We start from the raw sequence: 19,602 nt of genomic DNA on the forward strand, positions 1-19,602 counted from the left end.
CTATGCTTCCTCCTTCACAAGCTCACCATCATACATACGGAATTGTCGATGTGCTATTGTTGCTACTTCCTCGTCGTGAGTAATGATGACAAATGTTAAACCAAGCTCACGGTTTAAACTTTGAATAAGCAACAATATATCTTGCTCTGTTTCTGAATCAAGACTTCCTGTCGGCTCATCCGCCAATAAAATAGGTGGATTTGTAATCAGAGCTCTGGCAATACTAACACGCTGTTGCTGACCACCTGATAATTCATTTGGGTAATGGTCTGCCACCTCTGTTAGACCCACCTTGTCCATTATTTTTTGCACCTTTGCTTTACGCACAGCTTTCTTAGTACCCTGTAATTTTAATGGCAATTCTATATTTTCAAACGCCGTTAAGCCAGGCATCAGTTGAAAGTTTTGGAAGATAAATCCAAACTGTCGCAAGCGAAAAGCTGCACTCTCCGCTTCCGTGAGATTAGCTATTTCCTTTCCGTTTATCTTAATAGACCCTTGTTCAGCCTTCATAAATCCAGCTAACGTTTGTAATAAAGTTGATTTTCCAGAGCCACTTTTACCAACAATTGCGACAATCTCCCCTTTTTTCACCTCGAAGTTGACACCTTTTAATACCGGAACCTGTTTTTCCTTGCCTTTTTTTCCTATTAAAAATGTATGTTGTAAGTTCTCGACTTGAATCATTTTCAAATAAACGCCCCTTTCTCATACTTTCTCCATTGTAGTCAAGAATTCTTAATAAAGTTGAAGGATAAAAATGAAGATATTCTTAAGAAAAAGGGAAAACTTTTAGTAAAACGACACCTTTACATTCTCTTTACAATTCATTTAATATGTTTTCTAAATATTATGTCCAGATAGTATTATTTTTGTATTAAACAGCAGGTATAAATCTTTAAAAACACTATTTTTAAAGTGTTTATCTGTATTAATAAAAATAAACACAGAGATACTTTCATTATTTTGTGAACAATTTGTATATTACAGGAATGTAAAGTTTTGTGTAGATTAGATGAATTTTATGTAGAAAAATTAAAGATTTTGTTATGATAGTAAAGTTTAGAGGCTAATTTATTTATATCCAGGAGGATTCGATTTACATGCTTAACTCAAAAAAACAAGACCCTTTCTTTATAGCTTTGCATAAAATTGCTGAGAATATGAGAGAGGCCGTACATTACGCAAATGATTTTCGTATTAACAGTGTAGCTGACCTAAAAGAGATTAGCATTACTATGAAAAATTACGAAACAGCTGGTGATAAACTTATTCATGAACTGATCGTGATGCTAAACAAATCATTTATGACACCTATCGAACGCGAAGATATTCTCGAATTTGCTATTCGTATGGACGATGTATTAGATGGTACAGAGCATTGTATCGCTCATTTTGAAATGTTTTCCCTAACAGAAGTTGATGAATCAATGCGTACTTTCTTAGGCTATATTTCAAAAAGTGCTGATGAAATTGTTAAAGCAACAGAAGAGTTAAAGAAAAAGAATCTTATTGGCATGCGCCCACACGCAATCCTTATTAAGGACTATGAACGTGAATGTGATGAAGTACAACGTTCATCTATTAAAAAATTATTTGTAAATGAAAAAGATCCAATTCGACTTATTAAATATAAAGATATATATGAGCAACTTGAAGATATCGCTGATCATTGCCAAAACGTTGCAAATACAATGGAAACAATTATCATGCGTAATGCGTAATTAGGAGATGGGCACTTACAATGAACACAATCATTATTCTAACCGTACTGGTCGTTATCTTTGCCCTAACATTTGACTTTATCAATGGCTTCCACGATACAGCAAATGCTATCGCAACTTCAGTTTCCACTAGAGCATTGAAACCTCGTGTAGCCATCTTGCTGGCTGCAACGATGAACTTTATCGGAGCGATTACCTTCGTCGGTGTTGCAAAGGCTCTAACAAAAGACATTGTGGATCCATTCGCTTTAAATGCCTTTCCAGGAGACACGACAGGCTCAGTCGTTATTTTAGCAGCATTAATTTCAGCTATTATATGGAACTTACTTACATGGTATTTCGGTATTCCATCAAGTTCTTCTCACACTCTGATTGGATCCATTGCTGGTGCAGCAGTTGCATCTTCCGGCTTCGGAGTTCTAAACTATAGCGGTTTTACTAAAATCATTATGGCACTAGTGCTATCTCCAATCCTTGCAATTTGTGCTGGTTTTATTATGATGACACTATTTAAATTATTGTTTAAAAACTTAAATTTATATCGTACGAATAAAGGTTTCCGTACAATGCAAATTTTCACTGCTGCCATTCAATCTTTTACACATGGTACAAACGATGCGCAAAAAGCAATGGGGATTATGACAATGGCATTAATCGCGGCCGGTTTGCATACAGGAGATGAAATTCCTTTTTGGGTACGAGCATCAGCAGCAACTGCAATGGGGCTTGGTACCTCTATCGGTGGCTATAAAATTATTAAAACAGTCGGCGGTAAAATCATGAAAATCCGTCCTGTAAATGGGGTAGCAGCAGATTTAGCTTCTGCCTCAGTTATCTTCGGTGCTACATTAATTCACCTGCCGGTATCCACAACACACGTTATTTCTTCCTCTATCATGGGTGTCGGCTCGGCACAACGTGTTCGTGGTGTAAACTGGGGAATGGCACGTAAAATCGTAACTACTTGGATTATTACAATGCCAATTTCAGCCGTTATGGCAACTGTTATTTACTTTTTGTTATCTTTATTCTTTTAACTTCATTCCTGAAAGAAGTTAAAGCCTCTGGCGGAAGTCACGGAATTACGCCAAGGCATAATTGATTTTGATCGCATACTAAGACTCCTGTTCCTTGTCGGACAGGAGTCTTTACATTATCACACGACAAAATGTGACACATCCTTTACACTATTTATAAGGAGGATCGTACACTACTATGAAAACTTTTTCAGCCTTTATTACAGCTCACGCAAAAGCTATCGTGGCAATATGGTTCGTCATTTTTATAGCGATGGCTATGTTTGCCATGCAACTTCCAAGCAAACTTCAAGGAGACGGCTTTTTTGTTGAGGGAGATCATACCTACGTCACAAATGAGCTGGCAGAAACATTTGATTTGCCTTCTGATACAATCTTAGTCGTATTTGATCCGGCCGAGGATAAGAAAATTCAAGATACTTTAAAAAAGTTAGAAAAAGTAAAGGAGATTCATTCAATCCAGTCACCGCTTGATGATCCCTCTTTACAAAAGAATGGTATAGCCTATGCCATGGTTCATATTAAAAATGATGTTGAAAATCTACCTGATGTAGTGAAGGACATCCGTTCTTTAATAGAGGATGATGGAGTGAGCATTACAGGTGGGCCTGTTATTTCAGAGGACATCAATACAGCCAGTCAAAAGGATTTGGCGTCAGCGGAAGCAATTGGCTTACCAATCGCTATCATAGTGCTATTACTAGCTTTTGGTACTGTTGTAGCCTCAATCTTACCGATCATTATTGGTGTTGTCACTGTTGTCACTGCGTTCGGAATTTTAACACTGCTTAGCGGTAATGTGAATTTATCGATTTTTGTGTTAAATATAGTACCAATGCTTGGACTAGCATTAAGCATTGATTTCGCCTTATTGTTTATTAACCGATATCGCGAAGAACGTGCCCATACATCCATTGTACAAGCTATTCAAACGGCTATTCAGACAGCTGGTCGTTCTATCATCTTTTCTGCTGTGTGCGTCATGATCGGTTTAGGTGCCATGATTGTCATTGACGTCGAAATATTTCACAATATCGCTTTAGGAGGTACCATTGTTGTATTACTTGCCGTACTTTCTGGCTTAACCTTGCTTCCTGCTACTATGACACTACTAGGGGACCGCCTAAATAAATGGCGATTATTACGTGTAAAGCCTGATGGTGCAAATCGTTGGCGTGGCTTTGCAGGTTTTGTTATGAAACATCCCGTTACCATCGTTATTGCAGCATTATTATTACTAGGTATTGGTATGATTCCATTGAAGGATATTAAACTTACAATTCCTCAGGTGGATTCATTACCGACAAAATATGAGGCACGTGCAGCTTATGATAAATTAGATGAAACGTTTGGACTTGGTGATACCTCCACTTTATATTTACTAGCAGAACGTAAGGAAGGCTGGGAAGATAGTGAGGCACGTGAGCTTATTTACACTATTCAAGAAAAGTTACTCGATGACCCACTGGTAAATGATGTATCAACCATTTATACGACTGCGAACATTAAGTCACCCGAGGAACTAACTGCTTCTTTGGAAATTCCACAAGTGGCAGAACAATTAAAACCAATTCAAGATACGTTTTCTAAGGGCAATCAACTCTTTATCCCAATTACATTGGATGCAGCTGGTTCATCAACTACCGCTCAAAAATTCGCTCGAACTTGGAAAGATCAAGATTTAGGTGTCAATTTTGCACTCGGCGGTCCTGCGAAATTCAACCAAGAAATTTTTGATGAAATCTCTAGTAAAATTTTCTTGGCCGTAACCATTATTATCATATCAACATTCTTTATTTTAATGCTCGCTTTCCGTTCGATTTTAATCCCACTGAAAGCGATTATTATGAATATCATTGGACTTTCATCGGCCTTCGGTATTCTCGTCTATATTTTCCAATACGGACATTTAGGAATTGAAGCTGGTACGATTGTACTCATAATTCCAGTCATTGTATTTTGCCTTGTATTCGGCTTAAGTATGGACTATGAAGTCTTTTTAATATCACGTATTCAAGAGGAATATCAAAAAGATGCGGATAATACACGTGCTACGATTGATGGTCTAACCTCTACAAGTCGTATCATTACGTCAGCAGCGCTTATTATGATTGTCATAACAGGGGCATTCGCTTTCACAGATGTGATGCCAGTGAAGCAAATTGGTGTTGGTATAGCCATTGCAGTTGCCATCGATGCCACTATTATTCGTCTAATGCTCGTACCAAGTCTTATGAAGCTCCTCGGGGATTGGAATTGGTGGCTACCCTTTGCGAAGAAACAGAATAGATAGAGATCAATTATAGCTTGGCATAATTACGTCCGAAGTCGACTGAAAGAAGTAAAAAAATCCGCAACCTTCCGTGAGCTCTCCCTCACTCAAAGGTTGCGGATTTTTCTTATTTTGAATAAATACGGTCGTACCATTCTTTAGCTGCTTCTACCTCAGGCATCGTTAGCTGATGACCATAATGAAACCACTTCGTCGTTACCTCTGCCCCTGCTGACGTTAAAAGCGCCTGTAAGTCTTCCGATTCCTGTGCAGAACACATTGGGTCATTCGTTCCAGCACCAATAAAAACAGGGATTGAAGAAAGTGCAGGCAATTCAATACCACGTCTAGGCACCATTGGATGATGCAGTATTGCGCCTGTTAGAGCATCCTCAAAATGGAATAATAGGCTAGCAGCAATATTTGCGCCATTTGAATAGCCAATAGCAACAACTCGATTACGATCAAAGCTATACTGCTGCGCTGCCTCTAATAGAAAGTCATTTAATTCCTTCGTACGGAAAATTAAATCCTCTAGATCAAAAACACCCTCCGCCAATCGACGGAAAAAGCGTGGCATGCCATTTTCAAGCACATTTCCACGCACACTTAAAATGCTTGCTGTATCATCAATTTCCTTTGCAAGACCAATTAAGCTTTGTTCATTTCCACCTGTACCATGTAACAGTAAAAAAATTGGTTTTGTTTCATCTGTTCCTTTATGAAAAACGTGCTGCATTGACAGTTCACCTCTCAATTATCTTGAATTCGAGATAATTGTAGCCTGCGGCAAAATTAAATTCAAGCTCTTGGACTTATTAATTTCTCGATTTTCACGATTTGGCTGTTCCACATTATTTTTATAAAAGTTTTTAATCGAAAATACTGAAATTAAACATACAGCTATAACAGAAACAATCACTATTCCCACTATTTTTTTCCCATTCATTTGTTATGATCCCCCGGGTTACTTATTTCTTTTTACGAAAGCCCTCTTCTAGTAAATATTCTTTCGCAGCATCATGTGTACCAAAGGCTTCCTCTAAATTTTCGCCATGATAAACATTCCAAGAACGTTGCTCAAAGGCTAGCTTTAATTGAACACCTTCACGACTTTGCCATATCTCTTCAATTGGCTCTTGCTCTTCTTCTTCCGATAAATATTGAATGGAATCTTCAATAATTTCACGAAGCTGTTGTTCATTGTAGTCACGAATATTTACAAGGCCTTTATCATTTGCTTCTTCCTCATAGCTCAATAAATCTCCAACAAAGACAAAGCCGTTGCCATTTGGATGTAGCTTTTCTACAACAATGGTCTTTTCATAAAGGCTATCCATCAAGTGATAATTTAAGCGTTTTAATGAAATCTCCTTCTTTGTAAGTTCAGGGAATGACTCAATAATAGTTTGTTTTTGTTCAAATGTTAGCATATAAAAATGCTCCTTTTCTATTCAATCTACCTTACAGTATAACTTATTTTTCCTGTTATATCGAAGTAAAATACGCAGTTCTAAAAGTGAAAATAGTGGCTCCTCATCCATAGTGTGTGGTTGATTTCCGTTCCGACAGGGCGCTTTCCTGGGGGCGTCCGATGAGCCGCTTCGCTTCGCTCCAGGGTCTCATCTGTGACGCTGATCCCCAAGGAGTCGCCCTATCTCCACTCCAATCAACTTATTCACATGGCATACCCTAAAAAAATAATAACCCTAACTTTTGATGATAAGACAAAAATAGTAGTATATTTACGAAAGCCAGAGCCTAATAATTATCTAATATAAAGGTAAAAAAATCCGCTTAAAACTCCCTGCGGATAGAGCAAGAGCACACCGATGCGGCTCATACACTGTCCAAGGAAAGCGAAGCGGATTTTACCTTTTACAATTTTGCTAGAATTCTTATGGAAGACTTTTTCAGTCTCCTACAATTCATAACATTTTTTCTTTTACAAACTGAATAACATGCGCAACGTATAGTTCTCGATAAGGAATAAATTGTGCAGTACTAACTGGGCGCACAATTTTCACTCGTTGACCATCAGGGAAATATTCATAGCCTTCAATATTAAGAGTAGCTGTTTCGCCTAAAAAGAAGGCCTCTGCCTCATCAAGCTTTGCTCTAACGACCCCTGATACTTCTTCATATTGTAGCTCAAATGAATCCCAATCATGTTTGAATGGATATGTATAAACATGACAAAACTCATTGTCGATCATATTTTCCGAAACGATACTACAAGACGTCATGCCCATTTTAACAACTTCGTGAACGTGAATATCAAGTCCTAGCTCTTCCTTCACTTCACGTATTCCTGATTCTACTGTCTCGGTGGCTAACAGATGCCCTGCCGCTGTAATATCAAGTAAACCAGGGTAGTCCTTTTTTTGTGCACTACGGATTTGGAAATAAATATAGTCCTCATTGACAAGCCAACAGTGGAATGTTTCATGCCACAGCCCTTTTTCATGTACTTCTGCTCTTGTTGCTGTCCCAATCTGTTCATGCTGCTCATTAAAAACTTTCACAATTTCCTGTTCCATTTTTTTCGACTCCTATACTGACTTCGTAGCCTTATTCTTAATCGCGTTACGCTGATCATAAATATTGGATACAATCACTTTTAATACGGCATAGAATGGTACAGCAATAAGAATGCCGATGAAGCCTGCAATATTACCCGCCGCTAAAATAATCGTAATAACTGTTAACGGATGTATATCGAGTGTTTTCCCCATAACATTAGGTGTTATAAAGTTACTATCAATTTGCTGTGCCACGAGTGTGACAACTGAAACCCATATTACTAGAACGGGATCCTGAATAACTGCTACAACTACTGCTGGCGCAAAGGCAATCCAAGGTCCAATAAATGGAATCATATTCATAAAGAACGCGAATATAACAAGTAGCAACGAATACTCTAGACCCATCATTAAATACCCGACAAACATAATGAGCGCTAGTAAAAAACTAATTTGCAGCTGCCCTTGAATATAGCTACGTAGAACACCATCAATTTCACTTAACGTCTTCTTCACCCATTCACGGCGCTCACCACTGAAATATTTATAAATTGATGGTGCAAATTTTTCATGATCCTTCAACATAAAGATAAAGAAGAATGGAATTAAAATAGCTAATAAAGAGACAGATACAACTGATTGTAAAAACGAAACTAGTCCCTTACTTGCCACAATGGCAATATCTTGTACAGAATTCGCGATACTATCGATCATCTCTTTTAACTGCGGTGGGAAGTTTTCCATATTTCTCACCACGTAGTCAGTTGCATCTTGAATACTTTTACTAATCATTGGTATATTTTTCACTAGCTTATTTAACTGTTCTGCAATCGGATTACCAACAACCCAACCAAAGCCAACAGCGATTGCCATAAGTCCAATGACTATTGCCAATATACTTGACCATCTCGGCCATCTATGTTTTTCTAAAAACCTTTGAATCGGCTCTGTTACATAGTACAAAACACCACCAAGTAACAAAGGGACAAAAATAGTTTTTAAAATAATGACAAGCGGTGAAAAGATCCAATGAATCTCTACAAAATATTTAATGATTAATAGAACAAGTAAAAACCCTACACCTACTTGAAACCAAACTTTCCTCGTCACTTTCATTCACTTCCTTTTATCACATATAATGAAGATACTACTTATATATTTACCATTTCGCAAGTATCCTATTATTTATTATCAAATAAAATAGGTTTTTAAACAAAAAAATCCGCTACCCTCCCACGGACGTTCCGCAAGCCTCTCTATGCAAAAGCATCTAAAAGGGCTTGCATAACTTGTTTTCCCGTAGGAGTATAGCGAATCTTCACTTCTGTTGCATAACTTAACTGTTTATAATTTTGTATCGTCTACTGAATTTAAGTAATCTTCAATATCACCGATTACGGATTCAACACAGCCGTCCTCAAATGGCGAAATTAAGCCTGCTTCTTTTACAAGCTTTGTAAAGGACATAGAGCCCCCTAAACCACATAAATGGATATAATCCTTCCAAGCAGCTTCAAATTCTTCACGTGAACGTTTCCAGAATTGGAATGCACAAATTTGCGCTAACGTGTAATCAATGTAATAGAACGGACTCGCATAAATATGTCCCTGACGTTGCCATATACCACCAGCTTCTAGATAGCTGTTATGATCATAGTCACGGTGCGGTAAATATGTTTCCTCAATCTTTTTCCATGCAGCCTTGCGTTCAGCTGGTGTCATATTCGGATTTTCGTAGATAACATGCTGGAACTCATCAACTGCTACACCGTAAGGAAGGAATAATAAGCCGCTACTTAAGTGTGTAAACTTATATTTTTCTGTATCTTCCTTAAAGAATAACTCCATCCATGGCCATGTGAAAAATTCCATACTCATCGAATGAATTTCACAAGACTCATATGTTGGCCATAGGTATTCTGGGATACCAATGTTACGGCTTGAATAAACTTGGAAAGCATGTCCGGCTTCATGTGTTAACACATCGATATCGCCTGAAGTACCATTAAAGTTCGAGAAGATAAATGGTGAGTGATAGTTTTCGATAAATGTACAATAACCGCCACTCTCTTTTCCTTTCTTCGCCACTAAGTCCATTAAATCATGGTCAATCATGAAGTTGAAAAATTCACCAGTTTCAGGTGATAGTTCTTCATACATTTTTTTACCGTTCGCAACAATCCACTCCGGATCGCCTTTTGGTGTAGCATTTCCTGATAAAAAGTTTAATGCTTCATCATAGAACTTAAAGTCAGAAATACCAATACGTTTTGCCTGACGTTCGTATAATTTTGTTGCAAGTGGTACGATCAAATCACGAACTTGGTCACGGAATTTCTGTACCATTTCTGCGTTATAATCAATGCGATTCATTCGAATATAGCCTAGCTCAACATAGTTTTTATATCCTAATTTAACAGCAATTTCATGACGCACCTTGACAAGTTCATCATATAATCGATCAAACTCCTCTTCATGGCCCGCAAAAAAGCCAAAGCGTGCATCTGTTGCCGCCTTACGCATTGCACGATCAGTAGACTCTGCATATGGTCCAAGTTGTGCAAGTGTTAATGTTTCACCATTAAAATCAATTTGCGCAGAGGCAACTAGTTTATTGTATTCTGAAACAAGCTTATTCTCCTTTTGCATTAAATCAATGACTGTTGGTGAAAAGCCTTTAATTTGATAGGTTGCTAAATCGAATAACTGCTGACCCCATTTTTCTTCTAACTGTTCACGGAATGGAGAAACGATTAGTGCTTTATAATATTCTGTTGTTACCTCTTCTAGCTCAGGGCCAACCTCGTCGAAATAATCGCGTTCTGCATGATAAAATTCATCATTTGTATCAATTGAAGCACGAATATACACTAAGTTCGCCATTGTAGCATAATCATTACTTAATGCGTTTAACTTTCCGATTATCCCGCTTTGTTCGTCCATCGTTTGAGCATTTTTAAATTGCTCAATTAAAGATAATTGTTGCTCTTTCATTACCTCAATATTTGGACGGCTGTATTCATAGTCTTTAAACGTTTCCATTGAAATCCCCTCTTTCTGTCATATACCCCGTTATCTTTCTATTATATGACAAATCTATCATATTAAGAAACAATTTAGTAACCAATTATATATGTTTTTAATAGTGCTGCCCTTTCACGTAGTTTTAGCTTTGCTTCCACTGATTTTGGTGTTTTTGCCGCAACGACATCTACTTCAAAATCTAAAGACTCAGCTAAATATTTTGCACGTTTCAAATGAAAATCATTAGAGACAATCGTGATTCGCTTTGTTCCTGCAGGCAATAGTTCTTTAGAAAACAATAAATTCTCATAAGTGGATGTAGATTGGTCTTCCACTAATATTCTGTTCGTATCAATACCGTTATCCTGTAAGTACTTAAGCATGACAGAAGCCTCTGTCCGATCTTCATCCGCTCCTTGCCCGCCTGAAACAATCACTTTCACATGAGGATACTTATTTAAATGCTTAACAGCCTCCTCTAATCTATTTTTCAAAGAAAGCGATGGAACTCCCCCCGGTTTTACCTTCGCCCCTAGTACAATCACGTATTCAGCTGTGCCATTTGCAACCGGCTGGACACCTTGTTTCATCTCCTCGCCGAGCCAAATATAAACAACACCACCCACAGCGAGTAGCACAATACCAACTCTTAACACCCATTTTTTTCACAATTCTCCCCTCCTTTACCTTTTATTAACGATGAGTGAAGAAAAAGGATGCTTGTACGAGTAATTTTGTACAAACATCCTGATTGATTATCTTAATATAAAACGCTTAATCGAGTCCTGTAATGCCGTTATTTCATCCGTTAAATCATTGGAAGATTCACTAACAATTTGAATGGCATGCTGTTGTTCATCAACAGATGCCGTTACTTCCTCTGAAGCAGCAGCATTTTTCTCACTAATCATCGCAATACTTTCGATAGATTGTATAATGTTATCCTTTGAGCTATTCAAATATTCTACGCCCGCAGTCATGTCCCCAATGACAGCAATAATTTTCTCTACAGCTAATTCGATTTCCTTAAAGGATGATTCTGTTATGGCAACCGAATCATTTTGCTGACGAACAATGACGTTTGTTTTCTTCATCTCATCGTTCACTAAATTAGTTTCACTTTCAATCCCCTTTATGGTTGTACGCACTAGCTCGGTTGCTACAGATGTTTGATCCGCAAGCTTACGTACCTCCTCAGCAACAACTGCAAATCCTTTCCCCTGCTCACCGGCTCTAGCTGCTTCTATTGATGCATTTAATGCAAGTAGATTCGTCTGATTAGAAATTTCAGTAATGGTACCGACAATACCTTCAATTTCCCTAACTTTCACAATTAAGCTATTAAATACAGTCTGAACGTTATTAATCAATTCAGAAGACTCATGTGATTTCTCTTTTAAACCATTTACATTAACGAGACCTTTTTGATTTGATTCCTTCATATGTTGAGATGCATCAAGCATTACTTCATTTTTATCATGCAATATTTCAATCTGCTGAGCAAACTCAATGGCAGTTCTATTTGTATCCTCAGCATCTGAAGCTTGCTTTAATGCACCGCTTGAAACCTCGTTAATTGCTTTTACTATTTCATCTCCATAAGCGTTCGTTTCCTCTGCCACAGATGTTAAATTAGACGATGTCGATTGAATTTCTACAATAGTTTCCTCAACATCTGTAATTAGTGTTTTTAATTGATTTACCATGTCGTTAAAGCCTTCATTTAGCTGACCAATTTCATCTGTGCGTTGTAGATCTTCAATTTCTACAGTCAAATTCCCCTTGGCTACCTCACGTACGCGTTTAGATAATTTTTGAACTGGTAAAGCCAAATGTCTCGAGACCATTATGACAACTACCGTACCCATAATGATAGCTCCTACTAATGTAATACCGATAATGAGTAATAATGAGTTCGCTTCTTTATTAAAGTCCTGCATATATGTACCTGATGCTATGATCCATCCCCAGTGAGGATCTTTTGCAGAATAAATTATTTTATCAGCTATTACATCTTGACCCGGTAACTCAAATTCATATTGTGTATAACCCCCACCAGCAAGTGCTTTTTCGGTTACTTCCCGAATAAAATAGTTGCCGCTACTATCTTGATCTTTCCATAGGTTGTCCCCTTCTCGAGTCGGATGAGTTGTTAATGTCCCTTTTTCATCTAAGATGTATATATATCCGTACTCTCCCAAATCCCCAGGATAATTGATTGGTCTCTTTCCTTCACTATCCTTCGGTCCGAGTATCGCCTCCCGCACTCGCTCCTGCGCAACTTCTAAAGGAATATCACCCTTTTCAACACTTTCATTTGCTAACTCGATTAATTGCAGAGTAGTTTCAACACTATTCTGAATAACTTGTTCCCCAATATCCTCCATACCATTTTTAGCTTTACTATAACTAACTAAGCCTATAATCAAGCTTGGTATGATTAATAATGCTAATGAAATAATAATTAATTTCCCCTGTATTGAACGTAAAAACCTCATGCTTTAGCCCCCTTTTCTTCTTCATTCACCAAGACTATTAATCTATATTATGTTATGGTTTGAATTTTTTCACAATGGGTAAATTGCAATGCAAGGATGAATTATTTGATTTTTCAGCCAAATATAGATTTATAATGAGGGATTGATTTCCGTTCCGGTTGGGCGCTTTGTTGCTGCCGCTACGTTAGCACTACGCTTTCGCACAGAGCAAAGCTTCCTGGGGGCGTCCGATGAGCCGCTTTTGTTGTTGCTGTCGTTGCACTTTCGCACAGACAAAACCCAGTTGCTGTCGCTACGTTAGCACTACGCTTTCGCACAGAAAACATCCGCTGCGCTGCAGGGTCTCGGGCCTACACGATGTAGGTCACGAAGGCGTTATCACAGGACGTGATGCTCTTAGCCTGCGTTCCTCTATCGCTGATCCCCAAGGAGTCGCCCAACCTCCACTCCAATCAACTTATGTACACGGAATATGTTTTAATAGTTAAGAAAAAAACTATCTTTCTACAGAGGCATACCCTAATAGAAAAATAGTTTTTTGATTTTTATCCTAGTTTAAGATTCAATCCACGATTTTGGAGGTCCTATCCATCACTTTGACGTTTCTATCCACGATTTCGGAGGTTCTATCCATCACTTTGACGTTTCTATCCACGATTCCGGAGGTCCTATCCATCACTTTGACATTTCTATCCACGATTTTGGAGGTCCTATCCATCACTTTGACGTTTCTATCCACGATTTCGGTGGTTCTATCCATCACTTTGACGTTTCTATCCACGAGTGCCCTCTCTAACATGAAGATGATTTCCGTTCCAGGTACTTACTTACGGAAATCACCCCCTCGTTTTGCCGAAGAGTCATATTTATCTAATATGGTATCTTAATTTCATTGACTTAATAGTTTTCATAATAAAAAAACCAGTAGCTTTAAACACTACTGGTTTGATTAATTATTTATTATTATTCGCCTAGATCTGCATTATGGTAAACATTTTGTACATCTTCTAAATCTTCTAATGCATCAATTAGTTTTTCAAATTTCGCGATATCGTCACCAGTTAATGTTACTTCTGTTTGCGGCAGCATTGAAAGCTCTGCTACTGTAAATTCTTGAACACCAGCCGCTTTTAATGCTTCTTGTGTAGCAAAGAATTGTTCTGGCTCTGCATAAATAATTACAGTTTCATCTTCTTCTAGAATATCACGAGCATCAAGATCTGCTTCCATTAATATTTCAAGAACTTCATCTGCAGATTTACCTTCTAAACCGATAACTGCTGTTGAATCAAACATGTAGGCAACAGATCCACTGACACCCATATTCCCATTATTTTTACCAAATGCTGCACGTACATCAGAAGCTGTTCTATTTACATTATTTGTTAAAGCATCAACGATTAACATAGTTCCAGCTGGTCCGAAACCTTCATAGCGTAATTCATCGAAGTTTTCATCGCCGCCACCTTTTGCTTTATCGATTGCTTTTTCAATAATATGTTTAGGAACACTGTATGTTTTTGCTCGCTCAAGAACAACTTTAAGGGCACGGTTTGACTCAGGATCTGGCTCGCCTGATTTAGCTGCCACATAAATTTCGCGTCCGAATTTTGCATTAATACGGCTTGTACTTTGGTCTTTAGACGCTTTCTTTTCTTTAATATTGTTCCACTTACGACCCATTGTTTCCACTCTCTTTCAATGTTTAAGTTTATAAAAATCATAGATGCGCAGCTGCACATCTGTAAATGGTAGGTAAATCAATTATGCCTTGGCATAATTGCGTCCGGATTCGGCTTTGTGCTTGCACAAAGAACTCCTTTCCGATTCCGTGACATCCGCCGGAGGCTTTAACTCCTTTCAGCAGGTACAAAAGACACCGACTGAAAAGTTACCTAAACCAGCATTCATCCCACCAGCTATAGAGGAAGGAGACTCTGCTGAAAGAAGTTAAATACTCATCGTATCTTTACTCTGCAAATAATAACATAAATAATGATTACAAAGCTAGATATGCCAATGTTTAAGGTGACTTTCTTAAGGATTGATTGTCAAAAAAATAGAATTTTCAACATAACGTGTGGTTGATTTCCGTTCCGACCGGGCGCTTTGTTGCTGCTGCCGTTGCACTTTCGCACAGATAAAACATTGCTGACGCTACGTTAGCACTACGCTTTCGCACAAAGCAAAGCTTCCTTGGGGCGTCCGATGAACCGCTTCACTCGCGAGGCTCGCTCCAGGGTTTCAGGGCAACAGGATATTGGTCACGAAGGCGTTATCACAGGACGTGATGCTCTTAGCCTTCGTTCCTCTATCGCTAATCTCCAAGGAGTCGCCCAGTCTCCACTCCAATCAACTTATTTACATGACAAACGTTTTAACAAATGTCATAGCTAGCTTTCGGTGATGGATCAAAAAATGTGTCATCTATAGTCACTTTACAATTGGTTTTCTATTTTGATTTTTTCTAACAAGGCATGACAACCCTCTAAAACTAAATCATAGGTTTCTTGAAAATTTCCTGTATAGTACGGATCAGGTACATCTTTTTGATGATCAGTTAAATCTAAAAAGCGAAAAATCTTTGGTGAATCAGGATTGCCTAACATCGTTCGGCTATTACGTATATTACTTTCATCCATGCCAATAATGTAATCAAAATGGTTAAAGTCAGCCTTTTGTAATTGTCGGCCCTGCATCCCTTTCGTTGAGATGTCATATTCTTTTAGCTTATCTTGTGTTCCTCTGTGAGGAGGTTCTCCTATATGCCAAGAGCTTGTCGCAGCCGAATCTACTTCAATTCTATGACTTAAATGCTCCTTCTCTACCAAATCACGCATGACCGCTTCAGCCATTGGTGATCGACATATATTCCCCAAACATACAAAAAGTACTCGAATCATTTTTATGTCCTCCTACAATCAATTTCGCCTTGGCGTAATTGTAGCTGCCTTGCTGTCGCTACACATCTGTAGCTGACATTTCACCTCTTCAACAAAACATTTACTGAATGAAGACACCCAAAATCAACTTGATTCTGAGTGCCTTCTAAGTTGTCCCACATTTTACTGGCATGAATGATGTTTCACGTTATTTCTTTTCCGCTGTAACTCGCTTCTCTAATTCTTCAGTTAATGCTGCTAATTCATGCTCAAGGCGATGTGTAAATTCCTCGCGCCCTTCTTTACCTTTGCCTGTTACATAAAATGGCTCGCCATAAATTAGATAGCCTTTACCACGCTTAAAAAGATCACCAGCATTACGCGCACCAATATAAGCGGCTGGGACAATTTGTGCTTTTGCCAGCTGTGCTATTGTAATTGCACCTTGTTTTAAATCCGTACCTTCAGCATTTCGCGTACCAGATGGGAAGATCCCAACAATTTTACCCTCTTTCAATAACTGTGAAGGAATTTTAATAACGCTTGGTCCTGGATTGTCACGGTCAACCGGAAATGCATTTAAACGCTCTATAAGCCAGCCAAGACCCTTTATATCAAACAATTGCTTTTTAGCCATAAAGTGAATTTCCCGAGGGTATACTGCAACACCAAGATTTAAAATATCAACATAACCCGTGTGTGTACATGCAATAATAAACCCACCTTCCTTCGGTAAGTTTTGCTCTTCATATACACGCGCTTTTGAGCCCGATAATTTTAAAATCACTTTTACAACATTCGCTATAAATTTATACACTGTGTCATTCCTACCTTATTCAATAGTTACTCCCATTGTAATCGAAAATACCCATGTACTGCAATTGCATGTGAAATAAATCAATCATGTCTCGGCATAATTGTGTCCGGATTCGGCTTTGTGCTTAGCCCTGCAGATGTTTTTTGCGCGAAAGCGAAGCGGCAGCGGCAGATGTTTTTTGCGCGAAAGCGAAGCGGCAGCGGCAGATGTTTTTTGCGCGAAAGCGAAGCGGCAGCGGCAGATGTTTTATGTGCGAAAGCGCAGTGCCAACGTAGCGACAGCAACATGGTTTTGTCTGTGCGAAAGCGAAGCGTCAGCAACATGGTTTTGTCTGTGCGAAAGCGAAGCGTCAGCAACATGGTTTTGTCTGTGCGAAAGCGAAGCGTCAGCAACATGGTTTTATCTGCGCGAAAGCGGAGCGGCAGCGGCAACAACACGATGTTGGTCACTCAGGCGTTTTCACAGGATGTGAAGGTCTTAGCCTGAGTTCCTCTATTTCAGTAGGTGTTTAGGCACCTGCTGAAAAAAGTTAAACTCTTCCCACTAGTACATCCACATCAATCGTAATTTCTTCTAAATGGATATTGGCTTCCTCTTTTTTATGCCAGCCCATTGGTGTCATTTCAAGCAATGCCGGTACAAGCTCAGTAGCAAGCGGTACCGTATAAGTAATACGCTCCACACTAACATCGGCAAAGCTGTCTTTAAAACGGGCAACTATTTGTTCATTCGAATACGACTCTTTGGTAGAATCCGCATACAATTGCGCTCGAAGCTCATGTAAGTACTCACTTTGAGGCACAACCTTAACAACACAACCATTCTGAGTTAATAGACGTTTAAATTCTTCGTAATTGGCAGGAGATAAAATATTTAATATGGAATCGAAGCTTGATCTTGCAAATGGACTTTTCGCTAAATCACCAACACACCAAATTTGCTCTGGATAATGTCGAGCTGCAGCAAGTATGCCTTCTTTTGCTATATCAATACCAATGCCAATCCCTTGTTTCTTCGCCATAATACGTGCTAAATGTGAACCTTCACCACACCCTGTATCAAGCACGGTTTCTGCATTAGCAATTAGCTCTCCAATTTTATCTTCTACTAAATCATAGATCCCACTATCAATAACCGCTTTTCGAGATTCAAAGAGTTCTTTACTGTACTTAGAAATAGCACCATGTGTCAGCATATTGATATAGCCCTGCTTGGCAATATCAAATGAATGATTTGAGGAACATACTAGTCTCCCCTGTTCAAAAACACCAATTGACTCCTGACATATCGGACAAGCGAAAAGCGTTATATTTTCATCCATTAAGGCTGCCCCTGCAGCTCTTTTTGAAAGTGCCCCCATTAATTTACCTCCTTCTGTTCTGTAGGTGAAACAAGTGCGAAACGCTCCCACTTACGACTTCTCCATCTAAAGTATACAATAATCGCTCGTATCCATTCATCTGCCGAAATCGCGAGCCAAATACCTACTAAGCCCCAATCTAAAACAAAAACAAACAAGTAACCGAGTGGAAGGCTCATACAAACCATCGATAAAAAACCAATTTTCACTGGAAATCTCGCATCCCCTGAGGCACGCAAAGAGTTAATAACCACAATATTCATCGTACGGCCTGTCTCAAGCAGAATACTTAATGCTAGCACAGATGCTCCGATGGCTATTACCTCTGGATTATCAGTAAAAACGTGCATAAGCTGTTTCCGGAATATTGTCACAACTGCAACCATAATGATCGTAAAGATAAAAGCTGCACGCACACTTAACCAAAGCTGATGATAAGCTTCATCCTTTTTACCAGCACCAACATAACGTCCAATAATAATAGCTGTTCCTGTACCGATTGCAATCGCAAACAAATACGTAAACATCGAAATATTCATGGCGTATTGTCTTGCTGCAAGCGTCTCTGGGCCTAAGTACGTTGCATAATATAGGAAGACAATCTGACAAAACTGATAAAGAACTTGTTCAAATGCAGACGGCAAGCCTATATTTAATATTTTTCGAACATATTCCTTTGAATACTCGAAATAATAATCTAGCTTCAACCTGACTTCCAAGACTTGATACAACAGCCAGAAAAACACAAGAACTGCTAATCCACGACTTATAACTGAGGAAATAGCTGCACCTTTTACACCTAGCTCCGGTAATCCTAAGTTACCAAAGATTAAACCGTAATTTAATACAACATGCAGCACATTCATACCTAGTGATACATACATCGTTTGCTTTGTCCTACCATGTACACGGATAATCGCTGCTAACGCATTTATAATTGCCTGTAAAAAAATAAAACTTCCGATAATCACTAAATAGCTTTGTGCGTATTGAAGCACTTCCCCCTGCAAGTTCATCATCGTCATTAAATGACTTGAAAAGAAGAAAAATAAAATACTCATCACTAGTCCAACGATCAAATTCATCGTTACTGCTAAAGCGGATATCTTCGCAGCTTCCAAAAAACGCCTTGAGCCTAAATATTGCGACACAACAATAGAAGCACCATTACCAACTACTTCAAGTATTAAAATGGCAATATGAATATATTGATTGGCAGCACCAACCCCTGATACAGCATTATCTGATAGAGCACTGAGCATAAAAGTATCGGCTAGTCCCATCAACATAAATAAAAATACTTCTAAAAATATCGGCCACGTTAAATGAAACAAACTTAACTTGTTAGTCTCTTTTCTCACACTTTCTCTTATTGGATCTGCCAATACGTTTCACTTCTCCTGTACGCGTCATAAAATAATAGTATCTTATCATAGATTATTAGGCTGTAAAGAGTTTTAGTATTA

21 protein-coding genes are annotated in these 19,602 nt (G+C 38.5%); 5 read left to right on the plus strand and 16 right to left on the minus strand.

Going from position 1 to position 19,602, the window contains the following annotated elements:
• Positions 1–687 (minus strand): ABC transporter ATP-binding protein, encoded by a 687-nt coding sequence (locus ACVWXS_RS01795; RefSeq protein WP_456955870.1) that lies wholly within the window; start codon positions 685–687, stop codon positions 1–3.
• Between the two features lie 416 nt (positions 688–1,103).
• Between ACVWXS_RS01795 and ACVWXS_RS01800 the strand changes: the two genes are divergently transcribed.
• The 3 genes from ACVWXS_RS01800 (at position 1,104) to ACVWXS_RS01810 (ending at position 5,054) form a co-directional block, all read left to right on the plus strand.
• A complete protein-coding gene (locus ACVWXS_RS01800) occupies positions 1,104–1,724 on the plus strand; it encodes a DUF47 domain-containing protein (protein WP_456955604.1) in 621 nt (206 codons plus the stop codon).
• A gap of 20 nt (positions 1,725–1,744) precedes the next feature.
• Positions 1,745–2,761, plus strand: a complete 1,017-nt coding sequence (locus ACVWXS_RS01805) for an anion permease (protein ID WP_456955606.1) — start codon at positions 1,745–1,747, stop codon at positions 2,759–2,761.
• 178 nt (positions 2,762–2,939) lie between these two features.
• Complete coding sequence (locus tag ACVWXS_RS01810) at positions 2,940–5,054, plus strand: MMPL family transporter (RefSeq protein WP_456955608.1); 2,115 nt, start codon at positions 2,940–2,942, stop codon at positions 5,052–5,054.
• 106 nt (positions 5,055–5,160) lie between these two features.
• Here the strand turns inward: ACVWXS_RS01810 and ACVWXS_RS01815 are convergent, their stop codons facing one another.
• The 10 genes from ACVWXS_RS01815 to ACVWXS_RS01860 form a co-directional block, all read right to left on the minus strand.
• Complete coding sequence (locus ACVWXS_RS01815; RefSeq protein WP_423474688.1) at positions 5,161–5,772, minus strand: alpha/beta hydrolase; 612 nt, start codon at positions 5,770–5,772, stop codon at positions 5,161–5,163.
• 18 nt (positions 5,773–5,790) lie between these two features.
• Positions 5,791–5,982 (minus strand): hypothetical protein, encoded by a 192-nt coding sequence (locus ACVWXS_RS01820; RefSeq protein WP_068984930.1) that lies wholly within the window; start codon positions 5,980–5,982, stop codon positions 5,791–5,793.
• Positions 5,983–6,004: 22 nt separating this feature from the next.
• The gene (locus ACVWXS_RS01825; protein WP_374964897.1) at positions 6,005–6,466 is read right to left on the minus strand and encodes a hypothetical protein; all 462 of its coding nucleotides are present in this window, start codon (positions 6,464–6,466) and stop codon (positions 6,005–6,007) included.
• A gap of 80 nt (positions 6,467–6,546) precedes the next feature.
• Positions 6,547–6,678 carry a hypothetical protein gene (locus ACVWXS_RS01830; RefSeq protein ID WP_456955611.1) on the minus strand — a complete coding sequence of 44 codons (132 nt, stop codon included), beginning with the start codon at positions 6,676–6,678 and terminating at the stop codon, positions 6,547–6,549.
• Between the two features lie 283 nt (positions 6,679–6,961).
• A complete protein-coding gene (locus tag ACVWXS_RS01835) occupies positions 6,962–7,573 on the minus strand; it encodes an NUDIX hydrolase (RefSeq protein WP_456955613.1) in 612 nt (203 codons plus the stop codon).
• A 12-nt stretch (positions 7,574–7,585) separates the two neighbouring features.
• A complete protein-coding gene (locus ACVWXS_RS01840; protein ID WP_368637557.1) occupies positions 7,586–8,671 on the minus strand; it encodes an AI-2E family transporter in 1,086 nt (361 codons plus the stop codon).
• A 228-nt stretch (positions 8,672–8,899) separates the two neighbouring features.
• The gene (locus ACVWXS_RS01845) at positions 8,900–10,597 is read right to left on the minus strand and encodes a M3 family oligoendopeptidase (RefSeq protein WP_456955615.1); all 1,698 of its coding nucleotides are present in this window, start codon (positions 10,595–10,597) and stop codon (positions 8,900–8,902) included.
• Between the two features lie 74 nt (positions 10,598–10,671).
• A complete protein-coding gene (locus tag ACVWXS_RS01850; RefSeq protein WP_456955616.1) occupies positions 10,672–11,235 on the minus strand; it encodes a YdcF family protein in 564 nt (187 codons plus the stop codon).
• Positions 11,236–11,334: 99 nt separating this feature from the next.
• Positions 11,335–13,077, minus strand: coding sequence for a methyl-accepting chemotaxis protein (locus tag ACVWXS_RS01855; RefSeq protein WP_456955618.1), 1,743 nt, complete (start codon positions 13,075–13,077; stop codon positions 11,335–11,337).
• A 179-nt stretch (positions 13,078–13,256) separates the two neighbouring features.
• Positions 13,257–13,394, minus strand: coding sequence for a hypothetical protein (locus ACVWXS_RS01860; protein ID WP_456955620.1), 138 nt, complete (start codon positions 13,392–13,394; stop codon positions 13,257–13,259).
• Positions 13,395–13,673: 279 nt separating this feature from the next.
• Between ACVWXS_RS01860 and ACVWXS_RS01865 the strand changes: the two genes are divergently transcribed.
• Complete coding sequence (locus ACVWXS_RS01865; RefSeq protein ID WP_456955622.1) at positions 13,674–13,964, plus strand: hypothetical protein; 291 nt, start codon at positions 13,674–13,676, stop codon at positions 13,962–13,964.
• Positions 13,965–14,040: 76 nt separating this feature from the next.
• Here the strand turns inward: ACVWXS_RS01865 and ACVWXS_RS01870 are convergent, their stop codons facing one another.
• The 3 genes from ACVWXS_RS01870 to ACVWXS_RS01880 all read right to left on the minus strand — a co-directional run bounded on the left by ACVWXS_RS01870 (position 14,041) and on the right by ACVWXS_RS01880 (position 16,776).
• Positions 14,041–14,760: a YebC/PmpR family DNA-binding transcriptional regulator gene (locus tag ACVWXS_RS01870; RefSeq protein WP_368637553.1), complete on the minus strand. Its 720-nt coding sequence runs from the start codon at positions 14,758–14,760 to the stop codon at positions 14,041–14,043.
• Positions 14,761–15,515: 755 nt separating this feature from the next.
• Positions 15,516–15,980: a low molecular weight protein-tyrosine-phosphatase gene (locus tag ACVWXS_RS01875; protein ID WP_423474680.1), complete on the minus strand. Its 465-nt coding sequence runs from the start codon at positions 15,978–15,980 to the stop codon at positions 15,516–15,518.
• 187 nt (positions 15,981–16,167) lie between these two features.
• Positions 16,168–16,776, minus strand: a complete 609-nt coding sequence (locus ACVWXS_RS01880; RefSeq protein WP_368637551.1) for a lysophospholipid acyltransferase family protein — start codon at positions 16,774–16,776, stop codon at positions 16,168–16,170.
• Between the two features lie 178 nt (positions 16,777–16,954).
• Here ACVWXS_RS01880 and ACVWXS_RS01885 point away from each other — a divergent pair, with 178 nt between their 5' ends.
• Positions 16,955–17,248, plus strand: a complete 294-nt coding sequence (locus ACVWXS_RS01885; RefSeq protein WP_456955625.1) for a hypothetical protein — start codon at positions 16,955–16,957, stop codon at positions 17,246–17,248.
• 57 nt (positions 17,249–17,305) lie between these two features.
• Here ACVWXS_RS01885 and ACVWXS_RS01890 read toward each other — a convergent pair whose 3' ends face one another.
• Both ACVWXS_RS01890 and ACVWXS_RS01895 read right to left on the minus strand, forming a co-directional pair.
• The gene (locus tag ACVWXS_RS01890) at positions 17,306–18,136 is read right to left on the minus strand and encodes a putative RNA methyltransferase (RefSeq protein ID WP_456955627.1); all 831 of its coding nucleotides are present in this window, start codon (positions 18,134–18,136) and stop codon (positions 17,306–17,308) included.
• Positions 18,136–19,521: an MATE family efflux transporter gene (locus ACVWXS_RS01895; protein WP_456955629.1), complete on the minus strand. Its 1,386-nt coding sequence runs from the start codon at positions 19,519–19,521 to the stop codon at positions 18,136–18,138. Before ACVWXS_RS01895 ends, ACVWXS_RS01890 begins: the two co-directional genes overlap by 1 nt.
• Between the last annotated feature and the right edge of the window lie 81 nt (positions 19,522–19,602).

Source organism: Lysinibacillus sp. TE18511 (assembly GCF_054062295.1).